The sequence below is a fragment of the Bradyrhizobium sp. C9 genome (assembly GCF_002532045.1).
Classification (GTDB): Bacteria; Pseudomonadota; Alphaproteobacteria; order Rhizobiales; family Xanthobacteraceae; genus Bradyrhizobium.
The window spans coordinates 463,481-482,067 of the sequence record NZ_NWTG01000001.1 but is presented as its reverse complement, the minus strand read 5'-3'; the positions used below and the strand labels follow the sequence as shown (position 1 = coordinate 482,067).

At 65.3% G+C, this 18,587-nt stretch carries 17 protein-coding genes; 11 read left to right on the top strand and 6 right to left on the bottom strand.

Going from position 1 to position 18,587, the window contains the following annotated elements; translation table 11 throughout:
* Entirely contained in the window at window positions 1-1,743 is a 1,743-nt protein-coding gene (locus tag CO675_RS02140) for an ABC transporter permease (RefSeq protein WP_097670872.1), read from the bottom strand.
* A 537-nt stretch (window positions 1,744-2,280) separates the two neighbouring features.
* Between CO675_RS02140 and CO675_RS02135 the strand changes: the two genes are divergently transcribed.
* From CO675_RS02135 to soxA, 8 genes are all read left to right on the top strand, one after another.
* On the top strand, window positions 2,281-3,678 hold the full coding sequence (locus CO675_RS02135; RefSeq protein WP_097670871.1) for an MFS transporter: 1,398 nt from the start codon (window positions 2,281-2,283) through the stop codon (window positions 3,676-3,678).
* A 153-nt stretch (window positions 3,679-3,831) separates the two neighbouring features.
* Entirely contained in the window at window positions 3,832-4,281 is a 450-nt protein-coding gene (locus tag CO675_RS02130) for a (2Fe-2S)-binding protein (protein WP_097670365.1), read from the top strand.
* A 10-nt stretch (window positions 4,282-4,291) separates the two neighbouring features.
* Window positions 4,292-6,490 (top strand): xanthine dehydrogenase family protein molybdopterin-binding subunit, encoded by a 2,199-nt coding sequence (locus CO675_RS02125; RefSeq protein ID WP_097670870.1) that lies wholly within the window; start codon window positions 4,292-4,294, stop codon window positions 6,488-6,490.
* Between the two features lie 56 nt (window positions 6,491-6,546).
* A complete protein-coding gene (locus CO675_RS02120; protein WP_097670364.1) occupies window positions 6,547-7,818 on the top strand; it encodes an NAD(P)/FAD-dependent oxidoreductase in 1,272 nt (423 codons plus the stop codon).
* Entirely contained in the window at window positions 7,811-8,260 is a 450-nt protein-coding gene (soxX, locus tag CO675_RS02115; protein ID WP_245452598.1) for a sulfur oxidation c-type cytochrome SoxX, read from the top strand. The genes CO675_RS02120 and soxX overlap by 8 nt, the downstream gene beginning before the upstream one ends.
* A gap of 13 nt (window positions 8,261-8,273) precedes the next feature.
* Window positions 8,274-8,738: a SoxY-related AACIE arm protein gene (locus CO675_RS02110; RefSeq protein ID WP_097670362.1), complete on the top strand. Its 465-nt coding sequence runs from the start codon at window positions 8,274-8,276 to the stop codon at window positions 8,736-8,738.
* A complete protein-coding gene (gene soxZ / locus CO675_RS02105; protein ID WP_097670361.1) occupies window positions 8,738-9,058 on the top strand; it encodes a thiosulfate oxidation carrier complex protein SoxZ in 321 nt (106 codons plus the stop codon). The genes CO675_RS02110 and soxZ overlap by 1 nt, the downstream gene beginning before the upstream one ends.
* The gene (gene soxA, locus CO675_RS02100; RefSeq protein WP_097670360.1) at window positions 9,055-9,828 is read left to right on the top strand and encodes a sulfur oxidation c-type cytochrome SoxA; all 774 of its coding nucleotides are present in this window, start codon (window positions 9,055-9,057) and stop codon (window positions 9,826-9,828) included. The genes soxZ and soxA overlap by 4 nt, the downstream gene beginning before the upstream one ends.
* An 86-nt stretch (window positions 9,829-9,914) precedes the next feature.
* Here soxA and CO675_RS02095 read toward each other — a convergent pair whose 3' ends face one another.
* A complete protein-coding gene (locus tag CO675_RS02095) occupies window positions 9,915-10,688 on the bottom strand; it encodes a ferredoxin--NADP reductase (RefSeq protein WP_097670359.1) in 774 nt (257 codons plus the stop codon).
* A 168-nt stretch (window positions 10,689-10,856) separates the two neighbouring features.
* On the opposite strand from CO675_RS02095, the gene CO675_RS02090 reads away from it, so the two are divergent.
* The 3 genes from CO675_RS02090 to CO675_RS02080 all read left to right on the top strand — a co-directional run bounded on the left by CO675_RS02090 (window position 10,857) and on the right by CO675_RS02080 (window position 14,559).
* Complete coding sequence (locus tag CO675_RS02090) at window positions 10,857-12,053, top strand: amidohydrolase family protein (protein ID WP_097670358.1); 1,197 nt, start codon at window positions 10,857-10,859, stop codon at window positions 12,051-12,053.
* A gap of 434 nt (window positions 12,054-12,487) precedes the next feature.
* The gene (locus CO675_RS02085; RefSeq protein ID WP_097670357.1) at window positions 12,488-13,888 is read left to right on the top strand and encodes a selenium-binding protein SBP56-related protein; all 1,401 of its coding nucleotides are present in this window, start codon (window positions 12,488-12,490) and stop codon (window positions 13,886-13,888) included.
* A gap of 2 nt (window positions 13,889-13,890) precedes the next feature.
* The gene (locus CO675_RS02080; RefSeq protein WP_097670356.1) at window positions 13,891-14,559 is read left to right on the top strand and encodes a hypothetical protein; all 669 of its coding nucleotides are present in this window, start codon (window positions 13,891-13,893) and stop codon (window positions 14,557-14,559) included.
* Between the two features lie 63 nt (window positions 14,560-14,622).
* Here CO675_RS02080 and CO675_RS02075 read toward each other — a convergent pair whose 3' ends face one another.
* The 4 genes from CO675_RS02075 to CO675_RS02060 are packed head-to-tail and all read right to left on the bottom strand — an operon-like array spanning window position 14,623 to window position 18,472.
* Window positions 14,623-15,078, bottom strand: a complete 456-nt coding sequence (locus CO675_RS02075; RefSeq protein ID WP_097670355.1) for a MarR family winged helix-turn-helix transcriptional regulator — start codon at window positions 15,076-15,078, stop codon at window positions 14,623-14,625.
* 15 nt (window positions 15,079-15,093) lie between these two features.
* Window positions 15,094-15,798, bottom strand: coding sequence for an ABC transporter ATP-binding protein (locus CO675_RS02070; RefSeq protein WP_097670354.1), 705 nt, complete (start codon window positions 15,796-15,798; stop codon window positions 15,094-15,096).
* Complete coding sequence (locus CO675_RS02065) at window positions 15,795-16,586, bottom strand: ABC transporter ATP-binding protein (RefSeq protein WP_097670353.1); 792 nt, start codon at window positions 16,584-16,586, stop codon at window positions 15,795-15,797. Before CO675_RS02065 ends, CO675_RS02070 begins: the two co-directional genes overlap by 4 nt.
* The gene (locus tag CO675_RS02060) at window positions 16,583-18,472 is read right to left on the bottom strand and encodes an ABC transporter permease (protein WP_097670352.1); all 1,890 of its coding nucleotides are present in this window, start codon (window positions 18,470-18,472) and stop codon (window positions 16,583-16,585) included. The genes CO675_RS02065 and CO675_RS02060 overlap by 4 nt, the downstream gene beginning before the upstream one ends.
* Window positions 18,473-18,587: the final 115 nt, after the last annotated feature.

Here is an 18,587-nt window from a genome sequence, read left to right as displayed (position 1 = left end):
TTATCCGGTCCGCGCCACGTTGCCCTGCGCCGCCCCGCGCGACAGCCAGTTGGCGCCGCCGATCAGGACACCGAGCAGTACGGTCTGCACCAGGCTGAAGGCCGCGGTCTTGCCGATATTGCCCCCCTCGTAATAGTCGAGCAGCAGCACCGACATCACCATGGTGTTGCTGGTGTAGAGGAACAGCGACGAGCCGAGTTCGCGGATCGCCAGCACGAACAGCAGCGTCATCGAGGCCAGCACGCCCGGCCGCGCCAGCGGCAGCACGATCGTCCCGATGGTGCCGAGCATGCCCCGGCCGCAAACCCAGGCAGCCTCTTCGAGCTCGCGGTGGATCTGCAGGAACGAGGTCGACAGCGCCTTCACGGTGTCGGGCATGAAGCGCGCGATGAAGGCGAGCGCCAGAATCCAGATCGTGCCGTAGAGACCGCCGGGCACGCCGATCCAGGCCCAGAGATAGGCGACACCGACCACGAGCCCGGGGATTGCGACCGGCAGCGTCGAGATCAGGTCGATGGCGCCGCGCCCAGCGACGCGGGTGCGATGAATGGTATAGCCGATCGCAAAAGCAAGCGCGCCGCCGACGACGGCGGTGATGACCCCGACCTCGATCGCGTTGTAGATCGACTTCATGGTCAGCGGATTGTCGAAGATGCTCTCGAAATGCATCAGCGAGTATTGCCGCATGTCGAACAGGCTCGCGGCGTCGCGGATGAACATGAACTTGCGGAACGCTGCGACGATCAGCGCCAGCGACGGCAGTACGACGACGATGACGAGGTAGACGATCCCGAGTGCGAAGGTGACCCAGCGCCATGGCCCGAGATCGAGGCTGCGTGGTCGGAACGCCTTCCCCGCAACGGTGGTGTAGCTGCGCCCGCTGAGCAATTTCTGCTGCAGATAGACCAGCAGCCCCGTGACCATCATCAGGATGATCGCGACCGCGGCTGCGGTGTTGTAGAGCGGCGGCGACCAGTTGGTGAGCTTGAAGATATAGGTCGTCAGCACGTTCAGATTGGTCGGCGCGCCGAGTACGGCCGGGATGCCGTAGATGCCGAGCATCACGATGAACGACAGCAGCATGCCCGAGACGATCGCCGGCATGATCAGCGGAAACGTCACCGTGAACAGGGTGGCGAACGCGCCGGCGCCGGAGATTTCCGCCGCCTCCTCCAGGCTCGGGTCCATGTTGCGCAGCGCCGACGAGGTGAACATGTAGACATAGGGCGCGTAGTAGATGCCGAACACGAACACGAGCCCCCACATCGAATAGAGATCGATGCGCAGGTCAGAGCCCATCCACTTGAACATCGTATTGATCAACCCAGTCTTCGGCGAGCCAAGGATCGCCCAGGCCACACCAGCCACCAGTGGCGGCGCGAACAGCGGCAGGATGCTGGCCGCGGCGATGAAACCCTTGAACGGCGTGTTGGTGCGAACCACGATCCACGAGAAGAACAGGCCGATCGCAACCGCGATGACCGTGCCGCCGCCGCAGGCGATCAGCGTGTTGAGCAGCGCCTCGCCGACATTCGGATTGGCGAGCACGGCGAGGAAATTGGCGATCGACAGATGGCTCAGGCTGAGGCGGATGCCGTCGACCACCGGGTTGGTGTCGGTCAGCGCGCCGAGCAGCAGCATCAAAACGGGATAGATGACCAGGAAGCCAAGGATCGCCAGCAGCGCCGCGACCCAGAGGCCGGTAAATGCGCGGCGCCGGGTTCCCTCCCTGGCGCTTCGCATGGCTTCGCTGCGCCAGTCGGCCTGTCCGTGCAATGCGCGCGTCCCCTCTTTGCGGCGCGATCTGACGTCACGCCTGCTTGTATGCCAAGCGTAGTCGATCGCGACTGTGACGCAAGCTATCCGAAAGTCGCTCCGGCGCGCTTCTGTGACGCAGCGCGGGAACACGAATTCGATTGGTTCACGCACCACAATCTCGGTGCCGTCCCAGCGAAAGCAGGGACCCATAACCACCGGGTTGTCTTGTTGAAGAGGGCTGCGGCCCCAGCGTCGCGCAACAATTGGCATTTGTGGGTCCCCGGCCTATGCGGGGACGACACTGAATTTGTTGCGCGGCCGCCGAGTCATATTTCGGCGTTCTCGCGACACAATTTGCGCGAGCTGTGCCCTTCGTTCCGCCCCTCACTCCGAGACTGCCCCTTCGGCCGCAGCCTGCTGGCCCCGTCCGGCAACGCCGCTTCGCATACGCATCATGCAATGGTGCGGCTGGGGAACGTGGGGCCGGCGTAGTACATGGCGATCGCGGAGACATTTTCAGGCATGCTCGAGAAGACCCCGACCACCGCAGCTGCGGCGCCGATCACCGATGGACTGCCTTGGGAACGACGGCGCTGGGCGGTGGCCGCGATTTTCACCGCGCTGGCGATGGCCTCGCTCGATACCGCGATCGCCAACATCGCGCTGCCCGCGATCGCCAGCGATCTGCATGTCAGCCCTGCCGAGGTGGTCTGGGTCGTCAACGTCTACCAGATCGCCCTGGTCGCCACGCTGCTGCCGCTCGGTGCGCTCGGCGAAATCGTCGGCCACCAGCGGATCTACATCGGCGGCCTCCTGCTGTTCACATTGGCGTCACTCGGCTGCGCGCTGGCGTGGTCGCTGCCGAGCCTTTTGGTCGCGCGCACATTGCAGGGGCTCGGCGCCAGCGGGCTGATGAGCGTCAACACCGCGCTGGTCCGCTTCGTTTATCCGAGCCGGATGCTCGGCCGCGGCTTCGGTCACAATGCGCTCGTGGTCGCGAGCGCCATGTCGCTCGGGCCGACCATCGCCTCCGGCATCCTCGCGCTCGGGCCGTGGCCCTGGCTGTTCGCCGTCAACATTCCCTTCGGAATCGTCGCCTTGCTGATCGGCATGAAGACGCTGCCGAAGACGCCGCGCGCCGCCCACGCCTTCGACTTCGCCGGTGCGGCACTGGCCTGCGCCTGCCTCGGGCTCTTCATCATCAGCATCGGCAGCGCCGCCCACAAGGCGGCGCCTGCGCTCGTCATCTCGGAGTTTGCCGGCGCCCTGCTGTTGGGCTGGATCCTGACCCGGCGGCATGCCGATCATCCGGCGCCGATGCTGCCGATCGACCTGTTCCGCCGTCCGATCTTCGCGCTGTCGGCCGCGACTGCCGTCTGCTCATTTGCTGTGCAAGGCCTCGCCTTCGTGTCGCTGCCGTTCTACTTCGAGGACATCCTGCACCGCTCGCAGGTCGAGACCGGCTTCTTCATGACGCCCTGGCCATTGGTGGTCGCCTTCATGGCGCCGATCGGCGGGCGGCTGTCGGATCGTTATCCGGCCGGCATCCTCGGCGGCATCGGCATGCTGCTGCTGGGCGTTGGCATGGTGCTGCTCGCGACCCTGCCGGCCGAGCCCGGCATCGCCAACATCGTCTGGCGCACCATGATCTGCGGCATCGGCTTCGGCTTCTTCCAGACCCCCAATATGAAGGCGATCATGTCGAGCGCACCGTCGCATCGCAGCGGCAGTGCCAGCAGCATCGTCGCGACCGCGCGGCTGACCGGACAGACCACCGGCGCCGCGCTCGCCGCGCTCTGCTTCGCATTGGCCGATCGCGAGGGCGCAACCGTGGCGCTGGCGCTGGGTGCCGGGTTTGCCGCGCTCGGCAGCGTCATGAGCTTCCTGCGGCTGGCTGTCGCCTCACCGCAAAAGGCATGACAGGCATGTTGCATGCGCGGAGCGCGGCCATACACCGCGCCATCAACTTTCTTCCGCACTGCAAGCGCATATTCTTGATTTGAACCGTTCCAGTTTCAAGGCCAACATCGCCCCGAAGTCCAGTCGGAGGATTGGACCATTCAGGGGAAAGCGATGGCAAACCTCAAAATCAACGGCAAGACGATCAATGTGGACGTCGAGGACGACACGCCCCTGCTGTGGGCGATTCGCGAGAATGTTGGACTGACGGGGACCAAATACGGCTGCGGCATCGCACAATGCGGCGCCTGCACGGTACATGTCGACGGCGTCGCGATGCGTTCCTGCGGCGTGACGGTGAGCGAAGTGGCCGGCAAGGACATCACTACCATCGAGGGCCTCGCAGCCGGCGGCGTGATGCACAAGGTGCAGCTCGCCTGGATCGCGAGTGACGTGCCGCAATGCGGCTATTGCCAGAGCGGCATGATCATGGCCGTCGCGGCGCTGCTGAAAGAGAATCCGAAGCCGACCGACGACGACATCAACGACGCCATCACCAATATCTGCCGCTGCGGCACCTTCCAGCAGGTGCGCGAGGCGATCCATGCTGCCGCGAACGCATGAGGAGGCAGCCATGAATCTGCAAGTCAACCAACACATCATGCCAACACTCAATCGCCGCGCCTTCGTGATCGGCGCGGCAACCGCCGGCGCCGGCCTTGCGCTCGGCCTCGATCTGCCGTTCGGCGGCCCCTCCGTGGTGCGCGCAGCCGACGGCGCGCCTGAAGTCAACGCCTGGGTCGTGATCCGACCCGACGACACCGTGGTGATCCGCATCGCCCGCTCCGAGATGGGCCAGGGTACGCTCACCGGCCTTGCGCAGTTGGTCGCCGAGGAACTGGAGTGTGACTGGTCGAAGGTCACGACCGAATATCCGACACCCGGCCAGAGCGTCGCCCGCAAGCGCGCCTGGGGCGATTTCTCGACCGGCGGCAGCCGCGGCATCCGCACCTCGCAGGACTATGTCCGCAAGGGCGGCGCCACCGCGCGCATGATGCTGATCCAGGCCGCGGCCAATGAGTGGAAGGTGCCGGCCACGGAGTGCAAGGTCTCCAATGGCGTCATCACCCACACGTCCTCGGGCAAGACCACGACCTACGGCAAAGTCGCGGAAGCCGCCGCCAGGCTCGAGCCGCCGGTCGACGTCAAGCTGAAGGACCCGAAGGACTGGACCATCGCCGGCAAGGGCCTGAAGCGGCTCGACACCGTCGACAAGACCACCGGCAAGATGACCTATGGCATCGACGTCAAGCTGCCGGGCATGCTGAACGCCGCGATCAAGGATTGCCCGGTGTTCGGCGGCAAGGTGAAGAGCTTCGACGAAGCCAAGATATCAGGCATGAAGGGCGTCAAGAAGGTGGTGCCGGTCGGCGACAGCGCCGTTGCCGTCGTCGCCGATACCTGGTGGCACGCCAAGTCCGCGCTCGACAAGCTGCCGATCGTCTGGGACGAAGGCGACAATGCAAAGGTCTCCAGCGAGACGATTGCGAAGTGGCTCGCCGAAGGTCTCGACAATGCGCAGCCGGCCTATGTCGGCAATCAGAACGGCGATGCCAAGGCAGCGATCGCAAGCGCGGCGAAGAAGGTGGAAGCTGTCTACAGTTATCCCTACCAGAACCACGCCACGATGGAGCCGATGAACGCCACCGTGCTTTACACACCGGACAAATGCGAGGTGTGGTGCGGCACGCAGAATGGCGAGGCGGCGTTCGCAGCGGCGCTCGAAGCCTCCGGTCTGCCGGCGGAGAAGGTCGACGTGCACAAGCTGATGCTCGGCGGCGGCTTCGGCCGGCGCGGCATGACCGACTATGTCCGCCAGGCGGTGGCGATCGCCAAGCAGATGCCGGGCACGCCGATCAAGCTGCTATGGTCGCGCGAAGAGGACATGCAGCACGGCAAGTATCACCCGGTCACGCAGTGCAAGCTGACCGGCGCGTTCGATGCCGACAACAATCTGGTCGCGCTGCACTACCGGCTGTCGGGTCAATCCATCCTGTTCTCGGTGCGCCCGGAAGCGCTGCAGAACGGCATGGACCCCGCCGCGTTCCAGGGCGTCGCGCAATCCGGCGAGGCCGCGATCGGCTATGCGGTGCCGAACTTGCTAGTCGAGCATGCGATGCGCAATCCGCACGTTCCACCGGGCTTCTGGCGCGGCGTCAACGTCAATCACAACGCAATCTACATGGAATGCTTCATGGACGAGCTGGCCCAGGCTGCCGGCCAGGACCCGCTCGAATTCCGCCGCAAGCTGATGGGCAAGCATCCCAAGCATCTCGCCGTGCTCAATGCCGTGGCCGAGAAGATCGGCTGGGGCACGCCGGCACCGCAAGGCGTCTATCGCGGCATCGCGCAGGTGATGGGCTACGGCAGCTACGTTGCCGGCGCCGCCGAGATCTCGGTGACCGACGGCAGCAAGATCAAGGTGCATCGCATCGTCGCCTCCACCGACCCCGGCTATGTCGTCAATCCGGCGCAGGTGGAGCGGCAGATCGCGGGCTCCTTCGTCTACGGCCTCAGCGCGCTGTTCTATGGCGGCTGCACCGTGAAGGACGGCCGTATCGAGCAGACCAATTTCGACACCTACAACTCGATGCGCATCAACGAAATGCCGAAGGTGGAAGCGGTGATGGTGCCGAGCGGCGGGTTCTGGGGCGGCGTCGGCGAGCCGACCATCGGCGTTGCGGCGCCGGCGGTGCTCAACGCCTATTTCGCCGCGACGGGAAAACGCATCCGTACTTTCCCGCTGCGCAACCAGAACATCTCTTTCGCCTGATCAAACCAGAAGCGGCGGCCGGATCGGCCGCCGCTTCCTTTTCCGGATTCTCGTGCATGGCCGTCACGCGTCATCCGACGCGCAGAGATGTGGTCCGTGGCGCCGCTGCCGTCGCAGCGGCGGCGCTGGCACGTCCGGCGCTGGCGCAAGCCGCACCACGCATTGCGGTGATCGGCGGCGGCTTCGGCGGCGCGGCTTGTGCGCGGGCGCTGCGGCGGCTCGACGCCAGGCTGCAGATCACGCTGATCGAGCCCAACAAGACCTTCACCGCCTGCCCGTTCAGCAACGAGGTGATCGCAGGCCTGCGTGAACTCTCCGCGCAACAATTCACCTATGACAAGGTTGCAGCTGACGGCATCACGGTCGCCGCGCAGGCGGCGACCAAGGTCGATGCGCAGGCGCGCACCATTGCGCTTTCCGATGGCGCGACGCTGTCCTACGACCGGCTTGTGCTGGCCCCCGGCATCGACATGCACTTCGATGCCCTGCCCGGCTATGACGAGGCAGCCGCCGAGAAGATGCCGCATGCCTGGAAGGCCGGCGTGCAGACCCTGCTGCTGCGCAAGCAGCTCGAGGCGATGGACGATGGCGGCTTGGTCGTAATCGCGGTGCCGGCCGCGCCGCTGCGCTGCCCGCCGGCGCCTTACGAGCGCGCCAGCCTGATCGCGCATTACCTCAAGGCCAAGAAGCCGAAGTCGAAGATCCTGGTGCTCGACGCCAAGGACAATTATTCACAGCAGAAGCTGTTCGAGAAGGCCTGGGCGGAGCTCTACCCCGGCATGATCGAGCGGATCGCGCTGTCGCAGGGCGGCCGCGTGACCTCGGTCGATCCGGCAACCAGCGAGATCGTCACGGACTTCGGCAACTACACCGCCGCGGTCGCCAATGTGATCCCGCCGCAACGAGCCGGCCGGATCGCGGAGATCGCCGGTGCCGCCGATCACACCGGCTGGTGCCCGATCGATCCGGTCAGCTTCGCCTCCAGGCTGGTGCCCAATATCCACGTCATCGGCGATGCCGCGATCGCCGGCGGAATTCCGAAATCCGCCTCGGCGGCGGCAGCGCAAGGCCGGGCCTGCGCAGCCGCGATCGTGAGCTCGCTTGCAGGCCAGGCAGCGGAGACGCCGCGGCTCGACGGCGCCTGCTACAACACCGTCGCTCCCGGCTACGCATTCTCGCTGAAGGGCGTCTATCAGCCGAAGGAAGATCAATATGCCGAGGCCGAGGTGACCACGAGTCCGGTCGACGCGCCGCGCGAGGTGCGCCAGCGCGAGGCCGATCAGGCGCTCGCCTGGTTCAAGACCATTACGGGAGACACCTTTGGCTAGGCTCGCCCTCGCAACGTTGCTCGCCGCGGCACTGTTCGCAGCATGTGCGCCGGCCGGCGCCGAAGAGCTGCGCCCCTATACCGTGGTCGGCGACGCGATCCCGCAACCGCTGACGGGAACCAAAGGCGACGTTGTGCGCGGCCGTACGCTGATCGTCGAGCGTTCCTCCACTTGCATCCTCTGCCACAGCGGCCCATTTCCCGAGCAGGCTTTCCAGGGAGACCTCGCGCCGAACCTCACCGGCAGCGGCAGCCGCTGGTCGGAAGGACAGTTGCGGCTCCGGCTGGTCGATGCGGCGCAGCTCAATGCTGTGACGATCATGCCGTCCTACTATCGGGTCGACGGGCTCACGCGGGTCGGCGCCTCATGGCGCGGCAAGCCGATCCTGTCGGCGGAGCAGATCGAGGATATCTTGGCCTATCTTGTGACACTGCGGAACTAGGACCGACCAATCGATGGCGAATTCAAACCACACCACACGTCGCACGGTTCTGGGCCTTGCCGGAGGTGCCGCAGCGCTGGTGATCGTGCGTCCCGCCGACGCAACGCCGGCGATGCTGCAGGCCGCGATCCGCAATGTCGTAGGTGAAGCCAATGTGCGCGCCGGCAAGGTCAAGCTCGACATCCCGCCGCTGGTCGAGAACGGCAACACGGTACCGATGACAGTCAGCGTCACGAGCCCGATGACGGCGGACGAGTATGTGAAGAGCATCCATGTCTTCAACGAGAAGAATCCGCAGCCGAACATCGGCAATTTCTATCTGGGACCGCGCGCCGGACGCGCCCAGATATCGACCCGCATCCGCCTCGCCGACAGCCAGAAGGTCACCGCGATCGCACGGCTGTCCGACGACACGTTCTGGTCGGCAACAGCTGATGTCGTGGTGACGCTCGCCGCCTGCACCGAGGAGGCCATCTGATGCCGTCGGCCCTGATCAACGTGCCGAAGAAGGCCAGGCGCGGCGACGTCATCGAGATCAAGACGCTGATGTCGCATATCATGGAGACAGGCTATCGCCACACCGCCTCGGGCGACGTGGTGCCGCGCGACATCATCACGAGCTTCACCTGCCGGTTCAACGGCACGGAAGTGTTTCGCGCCGATCTTTATCCTGCGATCGCGGCTAATCCGTTCATCACCTTCTTCACCACCGTGACCGAGAGCGGCAAGTTCGAGTTCGAGTGGATCGGCGACAAGGGGTTTTCGGAGACCGCGCAGGCTTCGATCACGGTCGAATGAGGATTGCCGCCTGCATCGCGCTGCTGACGGCGGTGGCGAGCACAGCGCTCGCCGCGGAGATCCCGCAAGCCGAGCGCCGTTCGGGCTACAGCTTCATGAGCCCGGACACCAAAGCGATGCAGGACGAGGACACCGCCAATCCCGGCATGCTGTTCGTGCTCGACGGCGAAGCGCTCTGGCAGCGCAAGGCCGGCACCGCAAACAAGGCCTGCGCCGATTGCCACAGCGATGCGCGCATCAGCATGAAGGGCGTCGCGGCGCACTACCCAGCCTTCGAGAAAGCGTTGGGAAAGCCGGTCGACCTCGAAGCGCGGATCAATCTCTGCCGCACCAACCACCAGCAGGCCTCGCCATTCGCCTATGAAAGCCACGAACTGCTGGCGCTGACAGCCTATGTCGCGCAGCAGTCACGCGGCATGCCGATCGCGACGGGCGACGATCCGAAGCTCGCGCCCTTCGTCGAAAAGGGCCACGCGCTGTTCATGCAGCGGCAGGGTCAGCTCAATCTCGGCTGCACCAACTGCCACGACGATAGTTGGGACAAGAAGCTCGCGGGCAGCGCGATCACGCAGGGACAACCGACCGGCTATCCGCTGTATCGGCTGGAATGGCAATCGCTCGGATCGTTGCAGCGGCGGCTGCGCGCCTGCATCACCGGCATCCGCGCGCAGGCCTATGACTACGGTAAACCCGAGCTGGTCGAGCTCGAGCTCTATCTGATGACGCGGGCGCGCGGCATGCCGGTCGAGACGCCGGCGGTCAGGCCCTAGCGCACCGGCTTGATCCAGCGAAGCGAAGCAATCCATTGCTCCCGGCTGTACCGGAAGATGGATTGCTTCAGCCTTCGCCGCGAAGATCAGCGTTCGGCGAACGCCTTCTCCACCACGAACTGCGCGGGCTCACCATGATTGCCTTCGACGAAGCCGCGGCCATTCAGCAACGTGCGGGTGTCGGCGACCAGCGCCGGCGAACCGCAGATCATGACGCGGTCATGCGCGGCATCGAGCGCCGGCAGGCCGATGTCGGCGAACAGCTTGCCCGAGGTGATGAGATCGGTGATGCGGCCGCGGTTGCGGAACGGATCGCGGGTCACGGTCGGGTAGTAGATCAGCTGATCGCGCACCAGATCGCCGATCAACTCGTCCTGCGGCAGCTTCTCGGTGATCATCTCGCCATAGGCGAGCTCCTTGACGCGGCGGCAGCCGTGCAGCAGCACGACCTTCTCGAAGCGGTCATAGGTCTCGGGATCCTTGATCACGCTGAGGAACGGCGCAAGCCCTGTGCCGGTGCCGATCAGATAGAGGTTGCGGCCGTCCTCGAGGTTGTCGATCACGAGCGTGCCGGTGGCCTTGCGGCTGACGATGATCTCGTCGCCTTCCTTGAGGTGCTGGAGGCGCGAGGTCAGCGGGCCGTCCGGCACCTTGATCGAGAAGAACTCGAGCGTGTCCTCGTAATTGGCGCTGGCGACGCTGTAAGCCCGCAGCAGCGGCTTCTCGCCGACCTTGAGCCCGATCATGGTGAACTCGCCGTTGCGGAAGCGGAACGACGGATTGCGCGTGGTCTTGAAGGAGAACAGCGTGTCGGTCCAGTGATGAACGCTGAGGACGCTTTCCTGGTTGAAATTGCTCATCGCACCAACCCCTGATTTGTGCTGCGGCGGGCAAGGGCTTGAACCAGTTGACCGGCCGGATCGTTTGTATACGATCATTCGTATACAAACGAATAATCCGGCTTGATCCAAATGTCAAGCCGGGCTCAAATTCCCGGGCAATTTCGGAAAGAAACGAAGGAAAACACCATGGCTCACGACGCGCCCCAGGCCACCGGCCCCAGCAAGCTGGTGATCCGCAATATCGGGCTATTGCTGTCGGGGGCGCTGGAGAGGCCGATCCTGGACGCCGATACCATCGTCGCCGAGAACGGCAAGATCACCGCGATCGGCCGCTTCAAGGACGTCGACACCGAAGGCTCCACCACGATCGTCGACGCCATGGGCACGACGGTCGCGCCCGGCCTGATCGACAGCCACGTCCATCCCGTCGCCGGCGACTGGACGCCGCGGCAGAACCAGACCAGCTGGATCGACAGCTATCTGCACGGCGGCGTCACCACGATGATCTCCGCCGGCGAGGTGCACATGCCCGGCCGTCCGCGCGACGTGGTCGGCGTGAAGGCGATGGCGATCTTCGCGCAGCGCGCATTCTGGACGCTGCGGCCGGGCGGCGTGAAGGTGCACGCCGGCGCACCGGTGATCGAGTGCGAGATGGTCGAGGACGATTTCAAGGAGATGGCCGCCGCCGGCGTCAAGCTGCTCGGTGAGGTCGGGCTAGGTGGCGTGAAGGACGGGCCGACCGCGCGGAAAATGGTCGGCTGGGCGCGCAAATACGGCATTCAGAGCACGATCCACACCGGCGGTCCTTCGATCCCCGGCTCCGGCCTGATCGACAAGGACGTGGTGCTGGAAGCCGACACCGACGTGGTCGGCCACATCAATGGTGGCCACACCGCCCTGCCCGACGACCAGATCCGCTGCATCTGCGAGGGCTGCAAGCGCGGGCTTGAGCTGGTGCACAACGGCAATGAGCGGTCCGCGCTGTTCACCTTGCGCACCGCGCGCGAGATGGGCGATCTGCACCGCGTCATCCTCGGCACTGATGCGCCGGCCGGCTCCGGCGTGCAGCCGCTCGGCATCCTGCGGATGGTCTCGCTGTTGTCCTCGCTCGGCGAGCTGCCGGCCGAGCTGGCATTCTGCCTTGCGACCGGCAACACCGCGCGGATGCGCGAGCTCGATTGCGGCCTGATCGAAGTCGGTCGCTCCGCCGATTTCGTGCTGATGGACAAGGCGCAGCATTCGCCGGGCAAGAACATCCTGGAGAGCGTTCAGCTCGGCGATCTCCCGGGCATCGGCATGACCATCATCGACGGCATCGTCCGCACCCAGCGCAGCCGCAACACGCCGCCCGCCGGCAAGGTGCCGGAGATCGTGGCGAAGTAGGTTACGACAGACGACCCGTCATCCCCGCAACGGCTCTGCCGTTGTCGCTGGAGGTGCTCGCGAAGCGAGCCTCGAAGGATGCACGGCCACCAGCCGAGCCGTCGACCCTTCGAGACGCCGCGCTCTGCGCGGCTCCTCCAGCGACAACGGCAAAGCCGTTGCGCGGGGGTGACGGTGAGAGATTGGTCCCTGGGGGGCAGTACAGCGGCGCTTGCTCAACCTCTTGAAGAAGCTGTTGGATCACGGGCACGGCATCGCGCGCCTTTGCCGCGCCGCCTCCGTAACCGAACCTTGTTTCCACCCGTCATCATTGAGGTGTATCGTGCCGCCACGCGAACCTAGCCGGCGGCGCTCGCAAGAGCCACGCGACGATTAAGTTCCTGCCGCATGCCGCCGTGCCGTTGGTCCAAACCAGGCAAACAGGAGGCAGCACGATGACGATGAGGCCAGATCCCACGTTTCACGCGTCGCCGAAGCTTGCGATGGAAGCTCCGGCCGAGAACTTCGCCTACACCGTGCTGCTCAGCCCGGACTTCTCCAGGCCCGACGCGCTCGCCGTCATCGACGTCAAGCCGGGCTCGCCGACCTACAGCAAGATCGTCCACACCGTGACGATGCCCAACAAGGGCGACGAGTTTCACCATTTCGGCTGGAACGCGTGTTCCTCGGCATTGTCCCCGCTTGCGGGGCATGCCTTCATCGAGCGCCGCTATCTCATCGTTCCCGGCATGCGGTCGTCGCGGATCTACATCATCGACACCAAGCCGGATCCAACGCAGGCCAAGATCCACAAGATCATAGAACCCGAGGAGGTCTTCCGGAAGACCGGCTATTCGCGGCCGCATACCATCCACTGCGGCCCGGACGGCATTTACGTCTCCACGCTCGGCGGCGGCGGCAAGGACGGCACCGATGGGCCGCCCGGCGTCTTCATCATGGATTGCGAGACATTCGAGGTGCTCGGACGCTGGGAGATCGATCGCGGTCCGCAGACCAAGCATTATGACTTCTGGTGGAACCTGCCGCGCGACTACATGGTGAGCAGCGAATGGGCGCTGCCGCCGCAATTCGAGAACGGCATCGTGCCGGAGGACCTGCTCTCGAACAAATACGGCCATCGCATCCACTTCTGGGATCTGCGCGCGCGACGCAATGTGCAGACCATCGATCTCGGCGCCAACCATCAGATGGCGCTGGAGGTGCGGCCCGCACACGATCCGGTTCGCGAATACGGCTTCGTCGGTGTCGTGGTCGATACCACGAACCTCGAGGGCTCGATCTGGACCTGGTGGCGCGAGGGCGGCAAGTTTCACATCGAGAAGACGGCGACGATCCCGCCAGAGCCCGCGCCGAAGGAGCAGCTGCCGCCGCTGCTGCAGGGTTTCGGCGCCGTGCCGCCGCTGGTGACCGACATCGACCTGTCGATGGACGACAAATTCCTTTACGTCTCCTGCTGGGCCACCGGCGAGATGCGCCAATACGATGTCAGCGATCCGCGCAAGCCGAAGCTCGCCGGATCGGTGCGCATCGGCGGGATCACCCGCCGCACTCCGCATCCCAACGGACAGGCATTTGCCGGCGGCCCGCAGATGGTCGAGATCAGCCGCGACGGCAAGCGGGTCTACTGGACCAACTCGCTGTACTCGACCTGGGACGACCAGTTCTATCCCCAAGGCATTCCCGGCGCCGAGGTGATGGCGAATGCCGGCCCGGGCGGCGGCCTTGAGCTGGCAAAGGATTACTGGGTCAGCCTCCCCGACGGGTACCGCGCGCACCAGATCCGGCTCGACGGCGGCGACTGCTCGACGGATTCGTTCTGCTATCCGTCGGCCTGAATGTGGGTGCCGCCGACTGGACACTGGCCTCGCTGTGGCTGGCGGTGATTGCGAGCGGCCTCTACCACGGGATCAACCCGGGCATGGGCTGGCCGCTCGCGGTTTCGGCCGGGTTGATGCAACGGAGTTCGCGCGCGCTGCTGGCCGCACTCGGCCCGCTCGCAATCGGTCATCTGCTGGCGATGCTGCTCGTGATCCTTCCCTTCGCGCTGCTGATCACCCTCGTTGAATGGCAGCGCACGATCCGGATCGGTGCCAGCCTGCTTGTGATCGCCTTCGGCATCTATCGGTTGATCGACCGGCGCCATCCGCGGGCCCTGGCGCGGATACCGCCGACGCAACTCGCCTTGTGGTCCTTCGCGGTGGCGATCGCCCACGGCGGAGCGCTGATGCTGGTGCCGATCTATCTCGGACTATGCCGCGCGGCCGAACCGGACCAAGGCCACGCCGCCGCCAACTCCCTGATCGACACCAACCTTACGATGGCCGTGCTGGTCTCCATCGTCCATGCCGGGGCGATGATCACGGCCGGCGGATGTCTGGCGTGGCTGGTCTACCGCTATCTCGGTCTCAAATTCGTGGCCCGGAGCTGGTTCAATCTGGACACGGTTTGGGCCGTCAGCCTGGTGCTGGTCGGCGCCGTCGCGCTGGCGCTTGGTGTTGCGACATAGTCCGAACGTGCCGCCCGTGGGCAACGCGAAGATGGTGACGAAGCGGGCTCGAAAGATGACCCGTCAGCGAAGCCTGCCGAGCAGCGCCATCAGGGTCTCGCGCTCCTTGGCGTCGAGCGGCGCCAGCGTCTCCCGGGAGATCACGAGCGCATTCGGCGCGGCCTTGTCGGCCATCTGCTGCCCGGCGCGCGTCAGGCTCACCATCAGCCGGCGGCCGTCATCGGGATCGGGCGAGGTCTCGGTCAGGCCGCGCGCGGTCAGGCGATCGATCACGCCCTTGATGGTCGCAACGTCCATCGAGGTCAGCCGCCCGAGCTGGTTCTGCGAGCACGCGCCGACCTCCGACAATTTCGACAGCGCCGCCCACTGCGTCGGCGTCAGGTTGATGCCAATCTCGCGGGCGAAAATCACGGCGTGACGCTGCGACACCTGGCGCAGGATGAAGCCGATCTGCTCGTCGAGCACGTAGCCGGGCTTCGCCGCCTTGACGGTTCGCTTCTGTGCAGCACTCCTCGCCATCGTTTCACCCCACCTTTACAGCGACAGATGCGCGTCGCGGATATCCGGACGCGCATCGAGTTCCGCCATGGTGCCGCCGAAACAGATCCGGCCGCGTTCGATGATGTAGGCGCGATCCGAGATCAGCCGGGCAAAATGCAGGTTCTGCTCGGAGACGACGATGCTGACGCCCTCTTTCTTCATCGCCAGAATCGCATCGACCATCTGCTCGACGATCTTCGGCGACAGGCCTTCCGACGGCTCGTCGAGCAGTACCAGGGACGGATTGCCCATCAGCGTGCGCGCGATCGTCAGCATCTGCTGCTCGCCGCCGCTCATGCGCCCCCCCGGCCGGCCGCGCATTTCGCCGAGGTTGGGAAACAGCTTGAACAGTTTGTCGCGATCCCATTGCGGCGCGCCCGGCCGTTTGGGCTGGCGGCCGACCTCAAGATTCTCCTCGACCGTCAAATCCGTGAAGATGCGCCGCTCCTCCGGCACATAGCCGAGCCCGCCGCGCACGATGGCATGGGTCGGCAGCTCCGAGACGTCCCTGCCCTCGAACATCACGCGGCCGGAGCGGTTCTCGACCAGGCCGACGATGGACCGAAAGGTCGTGGACTTGCCGGCGCCATTGCGCCCGAGCAATGCGACCACCTCGCCCTCGCCGACTTCGAGCGCGATGTCGAACAGGATATGCGCCGGGCCGTAGAAGCTGTTGAGGTCCTTCACCGTGAGCTTCATGCCGATGCTCCCTCGCGGTGGCGGGCGTCGTAAAGAAGGCCTTCGCCGAGATAGATCGCCCGCACCTGGGCGTTGCCGCGGACTTCCTCCGGCGAGCCTTCGGCAATCAGCGTGCCGCGGTTCAGCACCAGGATGCGGTCGGCGTGCTCGAACACCACGTCCATGTCGTGTTCGGTGAAGAGAACACCGATCGATTGCTCGCGCGCGATCCGCGCCGTCAGCCGCATCAATTCGACGCGCTCGCGCGGCGCCATGCCGGCGGTCGGCTCATCCATCAAGAGCAGCTTCGGCTGGTTGGCGAGCGCGATCGCAAGCTCCAGCCGCTTGACGTCCCCATAGGCGAGTTCGCCGCAGGGCCGCTCCGCATAGGCGCCCATGCCGACCAGATCGAGCAGCCGCCCGGCTTCGTCGCGGGCGTGACGCGCAGTCGAGGCCCACAGATTGAACAGCTGCCCGCCATGCGACACCAGCGCTACCTGGACGTTTTCGCGCACCGTCATGGTCGGGAACGTCGCGGCGATCTGGAAGGTGCGGCCGACGCCCATCCGCCAGATCACGCGCGGCTTCTTGCCGGTGGTGTCCTCGCCGAGCAGCTTGACGCGACCGGAGTCCGGAATGATCTGGCCGTTGAGCACGTTGAAGCAGGTGCTCTTGCCCGCGCCGTTCGGTCCGATCAAGGCGAGGATCTCGCCTGCATGCAGCTCGAACGAGACGCCGCGCACGGCATGCACGCCACCATACGATTTGGTCAAGTCCTCGACCGACAGCAATGTGGGAGCCATGCTCATTCGGCAGTCTCGATGCGGGAGGTCAGCACGGGCGATGCCGCTGATGAGGATTTGCGCCGGCGATGCAGGAAGGCTTCCAGCGTGCCGACGATGCCCTTCGGGAACGCAACCACGATCAGAACGACGAAGCCGCCGAGCACGAGTTTCGACCAATCGGTCTGGCTGACCAGCCAGATGTTGAGCGCCTTGTAGACGATGGCACCGACCACCGCGCCCGACACGGTCTCGACGCCGCCGAGCAGCACCATGACCAGCGCATCGACCGACAGCGAGATGCCCATATTGTCGGGGAACACGCTGCCCTTGAGATAGGCGAACAGCGCGCCGGCAAGACCTGCGACGGTGCCCGCGATCACGAAGGCGGTCCACTGGATGCGCTTGCCGTTGATGCCGACCGCTTCGCTGCGCAGCGGCGAATCCCGCGTGGCGCGCAGCGCAAAGCCGAACGGCGAGAACACGATGATGCGCAGGATCACGACCGCGAGCGCGGCGATGCCGAGCGACAGCCAGTAGAAATGCGACGGGCTCGCCGCCCATTTCTCCGGCCAGACGCCGAGAATGCCGTTGTCGCCGCCGGTGACCGACACCCACTGGAACGCGATCGACCAGACGATCTGGGCAAAGGCCAGCGTCAGCATCGCGAAATAGACGCCGGAGAGCTGCACCGCGAAGAAGCCGAACACCGCGGCGCCGAGCAGCCCGAGCAGCGGGCCGAGCAGCAGGCAGGCGATCATCGGCAAGCCTGCCATCTTGGCGAGCAGCGCCACGCCATAGGCGCCAAGGCCGAAATAGGCGGCATGGCCGAACGAGGCGAGCCCGCCGACCGACATCAGGAAGTGCAGGCTGACCGCGAAGATCACGAAGATCGCAATCTCCGAGCCGACGGTGAGCACGTAATTGCCGGCGACGAACGGCAGCGCGGCGGCGACCACCAGCACGGCGATCGCGGCAAGCCGCTCGTTCATCGTCAGCGGCCGCCACGGATTGACGGTGAGGCCGGGCGTACGTCGCGCCGGCGCCTCCGGCTTGCCGAACAGTCCCCAGGGCCGGACGATCAGCACCACCGCCATCACCAGGAACACCAGGATGATGGAGATCTTCGGGAAGATCAGGATGCCGAAGGCGTTGAGCTCGGACACCAGCACCGCGGCGACGAAGGCGCCGATGATGCTGCCGAGCCCACCGATCACGACCACGACGAAGACTTCGACGATGACGCGCAGATCCATTGCGTGATTGACCGCATCGCGCGGGATCTGCAGCGCGCCGCCGAGCGCGGCGAGGAAGACGCCGAGCGCGAACACGCTGGTGAACAGCCATTTCTGATTGACACCGAGCGCCGCCACCATGTCGCGGTCTTGCGTCGCCGCGCGCACCAGCACGCCCCAGCGGGTGCGCTGGAACAACAGCCAGAGCACACCGAGCACGACCGGCCCGAGCACGATCAGGAACAGATCGTAGCTCGGAATGTTCTGGCCGAAGAAATCGATCGCCCCCTTGAAGCCGGGTGCGCGGCGGCCGACCAGATCGTCCGGCCCCCAGATCAGCACCACGAGATCCTCGACCATCAGCGTCAGGCCGAAGGTGGCGAGCAGCTGGAACAGCTCGGGCGAATGGTAGATCCGGCGCAGCAGCACCATCTCGACCAGCACACCGATCGCGGCAACCGCCAGCGCCGCGACGACGATGCCGCCCCAGAAGCCGAACGCGCCCGAGAAGCGCTCGGTTAGCGTGAAGGCGACGTAGGCGCCGAGCATGTAGAACGCGCCATGCGCGAAATTCACGATCCGCGTCACGCCGAAGATGATCGACAGGCCCGAAGCGACCAGGAACAGCGATGCCGCGCTGGCAAGACCGGTCAGGAACTGGACGATATAGAAAGCCATAGGCGGTCCGCGTTGGAGATCAGCATCACTATCCTTCACCTCGCCCCGCCTGCGGGAGAGGTCGAAACTCAAGCGCAGCTTGAGTTTCGGGTGAGGGGGACTCTCCGCGAGCACA

Coding starts and splice junctions, on each gene's coding strand:
- CO675_RS02140 (WP_097670872.1), bottom strand. CDS start 1,743: ATGCGAAGCGCCAGGGAGGGAACCCGGCGCCGCGCATTTACCGGCCTC.
- CO675_RS02135 (WP_097670871.1), top strand. CDS start 2,281: ATGCTCGAGAAGACCCCGACCACCGCAGCTGCGGCGCCGATCACCGAT.
- CO675_RS02130 (WP_097670365.1), top strand. CDS start 3,832: ATGGCAAACCTCAAAATCAACGGCAAGACGATCAATGTGGACGTCGAG.
- CO675_RS02125 (WP_097670870.1), top strand. CDS start 4,292: ATGAATCTGCAAGTCAACCAACACATCATGCCAACACTCAATCGCCGC.
- CO675_RS02120 (WP_097670364.1), top strand. CDS start 6,547: ATGGCCGTCACGCGTCATCCGACGCGCAGAGATGTGGTCCGTGGCGCC.
- CO675_RS02110 (WP_097670362.1), top strand. CDS start 8,274: ATGGCGAATTCAAACCACACCACACGTCGCACGGTTCTGGGCCTTGCC.
- soxZ (WP_097670361.1), top strand. CDS start 8,738: ATGCCGTCGGCCCTGATCAACGTGCCGAAGAAGGCCAGGCGCGGCGAC.
- soxA (WP_097670360.1), top strand. CDS start 9,055: ATGAGGATTGCCGCCTGCATCGCGCTGCTGACGGCGGTGGCGAGCACA.
- CO675_RS02095 (WP_097670359.1), bottom strand. CDS start 10,688: ATGAGCAATTTCAACCAGGAAAGCGTCCTCAGCGTTCATCACTGGACC.
- CO675_RS02090 (WP_097670358.1), top strand. CDS start 10,857: ATGGCTCACGACGCGCCCCAGGCCACCGGCCCCAGCAAGCTGGTGATC.
- CO675_RS02085 (WP_097670357.1), top strand. CDS start 12,488: ATGACGATGAGGCCAGATCCCACGTTTCACGCGTCGCCGAAGCTTGCG.
- CO675_RS02075 (WP_097670355.1), bottom strand. CDS start 15,078: ATGGCGAGGAGTGCTGCACAGAAGCGAACCGTCAAGGCGGCGAAGCCC.
- CO675_RS02070 (WP_097670354.1), bottom strand. CDS start 15,798: ATGAAGCTCACGGTGAAGGACCTCAACAGCTTCTACGGCCCGGCGCAT.
- CO675_RS02065 (WP_097670353.1), bottom strand. CDS start 16,586: ATGAGCATGGCTCCCACATTGCTGTCGGTCGAGGACTTGACCAAATCG.
- CO675_RS02060 (WP_097670352.1), bottom strand. CDS start 18,472: ATGGCTTTCTATATCGTCCAGTTCCTGACCGGTCTTGCCAGCGCGGCA.